The organism is Rhizobium sp. CG5 (assembly GCF_023701945.1).
In the GTDB taxonomy this organism is placed as follows: Bacteria; Pseudomonadota; Alphaproteobacteria; order Rhizobiales; family Rhizobiaceae; genus Allorhizobium.
Window position 1 is genome coordinate 2,501 of the sequence record NZ_JABAEF010000044.1, and the last position, 4,002, is coordinate 6,502.

Genomic DNA, 4,002 nt, shown 5'->3' on the forward strand with positions numbered 1-4,002 from the left:
CGAGCGGTTTGATAAAACCTTGTCTTTGAAGAAAAAACGTTTTGCGTAGGCTTTAAGGAGCCTGTGCCTGTTCTGCATACATTGTAAAGAGAAGATATGTCTGGAAGCTTCCAGGTGTTTGGGATGATGACCGCAAGGTTGTGATCTCTAAACGTCCGAGCCCAGTCCTTATGAACCCATGGATGGTCTAGCCGACCTGGTATGGGTGAGGGACTGGAGAAGGTAGGAAAGCTTGTTACTCAAGACATGATGTTGTTGGCGATCTTTTGAGGGATCGTTGAAAGCTTCGGTTGCCTGCAAGGGGAGCCGGGGATTTTGGCGTTCTTTTTAAAAAGCCTCTGATGTCATGTTGATGGGCGTTGCCTGACCGCGCGCTCCCGGACAGATCTCGAGAAGCTGGTCTTAAGATGGACTGCAAGTGAGCTGCTCGGCGTAGCTCCAGTAAAGCAGATCCATCGAACACGTCGATGGCATCATGAGATGACTGGGTTGTAAAAGGTAACCCGGTCTGCTGCCCATTTCTTCGAAATGGCAGCTGGTGATGAGCATTGGCAATGAGAACGATTAAGTGTCGTAAGGGCAATTGGTGGATGCCTTGGCATGCACAGGCGATGAAGGACGTGATACGCTGCGATAAGCCGTGGGGAGCTGCGAATGAGCTTTGATCCATGGATTTCCGAATGGGGAAACCCACCTTAAATACCTAGAAAGTTTAAATCGTTCTTCGGAACGGTTTAGGTTTCTAGGTATTGGAATAAGGTATCTAACCTTCGAATAAAATAGGGGTTAGAAGCGAACGCAGGGAACTGAAACATCTAAGTACCTGCAGGAAAGGACATCAACCGAGACTCCGTAAGTAGTGGCGAGCGAACGCGGACCAGGCCAGTGGCAATGAGGAATAAAGCGGAACAGACTGGAAAGTCTGGCCATAGTGGGTGACAGCCCCGTACGCGTAGAACACTCATTGTCCTAGAGTAGGGCGGGACACGAGAAATCCTGTCTGAACATGGGTCGACCACGATCCAAGCCTAAGTACTCGTGCATGACCGATAGCGAACAAGTACCGTGAGGGAAAGGTGAAAAGCACCCCGACAAGGGGAGTGAAATAGAACCTGAAACCGGTTGCCTACAAACAGTCGGAGGGCGCAAGCCTGACGGCGTACCTTTTGTATAATGGGTCAACGACTTAGTGTAACTAGCAAGCTTAAGCCGGTAGGTGTAGGCGCAGCGAAAGCGAGTGTTAATAGCGCGTTTTAGTTAGTTGCATTAGACCCGAAACCGAGTGATCTAGCCATGAGCAGGTTGAAGGTTGGGTAACACCAACTGGAGGACCGAACCCGCATCTGTTGCAATAGATTGGGATGACTTGTGGCTAGGGGTGAAAGGCCAATCAAACTCGGAAATAGCTGGTTCTCCGCGAAAACTATTTAGGTAGTGCGTCGATCGAATACCTCAGGGGGTAGAGCACTGGATGGGCTATGGGGACTCACCGTCTTACTGATCCTAACCAAACTCCGAATACCTGAGAGTACTAATCGGCAGACACACGGCGGGTGCTAACGTCCGTCGTGAAGAGGGCAACAACCCTGACCTCCAGCTAAGGTCCCCAAGTCATGGCTAAGTGGGAAAGGATGTGAGGATCCCAAAACAACCAGGATGTTGGCTTAGAAGCAGCCATCATTTAAAGAAAGCGTAACAGCTCACTGGTCTAAATAAGGGTCTTTGCGCCGAAAATGTAACGGGGCTAAAGCCATGCACCGAAGCTGAGGATACATACGCAAGTATGTGTGGTAGCGGAGCGTTCCGTAAGCCTGTGAAGGGGTACCCGTGAGGGACCCTGGAGGTATCGGAAGTGCGAATGTTGACATGAGTAACGATAAAGGGGGTGAGAGACCCCCTCGCCGAAAGACCAAGGGTTCCTGCTTAAAGTTAATCTGAGCAGGGTTAGCCGGCCCCTAAGGCGAGGCAGAAATGCGTAGTCGATGGGAACCACGTTAATATTCGTGGGCCTGGTGGTAGTGACGGATTGCACAAGTTGTTCAACCTTATTGGATTGGTTGGGCAGCGGAGCGGTTCCAGGAAATAGCTCCACCGTATAGACCGTACCCGAAACCGACACAGGTGGTCAGGTAGAGTATACCAAGGCGCTTGAGAGAACTATGCTGAAGGAACTCGGCAAATTGCACGCGTAACTTCGGAAGAAGCGTGACCCCAAGCTACGCAAGTATTTTGGGGTGGCACAGACCAGGGGGTAGCGACTGTTTATCAAAAACACAGGGCTCTGCGAAGTCGCAAGACGACGTATAGGGCCTGACGCCTGCCCGGTGCTGGAAGGTTAAAGGGAGAGGTGCAAGCTTTGAACTGAAGCCCCAGTAAACGGCGGCCGTAACTATAACGGTCCTAAGGTAGCGAAATTCCTTGTCGGGTAAGTTCCGACCTGCACGAATGGCGTAACGACTTCCCCGCTGTCTCCAGCATAGACTCAGTGAAATTGAATTCCCCGTGAAGATGCGGGGTTCCTGCGGTCAGACGGAAAGACCCCGTGCACCTTTACTATAGCTTTACACTGGCATTCGTGTCGGCATGTGTAGGATAGGTGGTAGGCTTTGAAGCGGGGACGCCAGTTCTCGTGGAGCCATCCTTGAAATACCACCCTTATCGTCATGGATGTCTAACCGCGGTCCGTTATCCGGATCCGGGACAGTGTATGGTGGGTAGTTTGACTGGGGCGGTCGCCTCCGAAAGAGTAACGGAGGCGCGCGATGGTGGGCTCAGAACGGTCGGAAATCGTTCGTCGAGTGCAATGGCATAAGCCCGCCTGACTGCGAGACTGACAAGTCGAGCAGAGACGAAAGTCGGTCATAGTGATCCGGTGGTCCCGCGTGGAAGGGCCATCGCTCAACGGATAAAAGGTACGCCGGGGATAACAGGCTGATGACCCCCAAGAGTCCATATCGACGGGGTTGTTTGGCACCTCGATGTCGGCTCATCGCATCCTGGGGCTGGAGCAGGTCCCAAGGGTTTGGCTGTTCGCCAATTAAAGCGGTACGTGAGCTGGGTTCAGAACGTCGTGAGACAGTTCGGTCCCTATCTGCCGTGGGTGTAGGAATATTGACAGGATCTGTCCCTAGTACGAGAGGACCGGGATGGACATATCTCTGGTGGACCTGTTGTCCTGCCAAGGGCATAGCAGGGTAGCTATATATGGAATGGATAACCGCTGAAGGCATCTAAGCGGGAAACCAACCTGAAAACGAGTATTCCCTATCAGAGCCGTGGAAGACGACCACGTTGATAGGCCGGGTGTGGAAGCAGGGTAACTTGTGAAGCTTACCGGTACTAATAGCTCGATTGGCTTGATCGTTCTCATTGATCAATGCTCATCTGACGAAGTCAGATGAGCCATCTCTTCTGTCCTCACGGGCGCACCGCGATCTCTAGAGATCGCTGCCCTGCGGACGGCGCGCCAAACGATTGGCGACGCGCCTTGCGCTTGCGGCCTTCGGCCGAACGTGCGGGTATCAGAAGAAAAGACGTGTTCACAAAAATTAAGACAAACGAGGCCTGAGCGATACGTCGCTCCCCTCTACCAGCTTCTCAAACATGTTGCGCTTCGCTGACCTGGTGGTTATCGCGGGGTGGCTGCACCCGTTCCCATTCCGAACACGGCCGTGAAACGCCCCTGCGCCGATGGTACTCCGTCTCAAGACGCGGGAGAGTAGGTCGCTGCCAGGTCTGCAAAACGCAACATCAAATATCTTCTCATTACAAAGCCTAAACGGCCCAAAGCCAACAAATAGGGTCGCTCAAGCGGCCCTTCTTTGCTTAAAAGACAATCACGATCCTGGGAAAAGCCCAAAATCTAAGATAGTTTGGCTCACGCCAAAACACAGAGTTCTTTGGCATCGCCAAAAATCTCGGATAACGCGGGGTGGAGCAGCCCGGTAGCTCGTCAGGCTCATAACCTGAAGGCCGCAGGTTCAAATCCTGCCCCCGCAACCA

General features: G+C 52.5%; 1 tRNA gene and 2 rRNA genes. All 3 read left to right on the forward strand.

Annotated features, from left to right (window positions below):
- Positions 1 to 562 precede the first annotated feature (562 nt).
- A 23S ribosomal RNA gene (locus tag HGO38_RS30900) occupies positions 563 to 3,364 on the forward strand.
- Positions 3,365 to 3,620: 256 nt separating this feature from the next.
- Positions 3,621 to 3,735: ribosomal RNA gene (rrf, locus tag HGO38_RS30905) — 5S ribosomal RNA — on the forward strand.
- A gap of 190 nt (positions 3,736 to 3,925) precedes the next feature.
- A tRNA-Met gene (locus HGO38_RS30910) sits at positions 3,926 to 4,002 on the forward strand.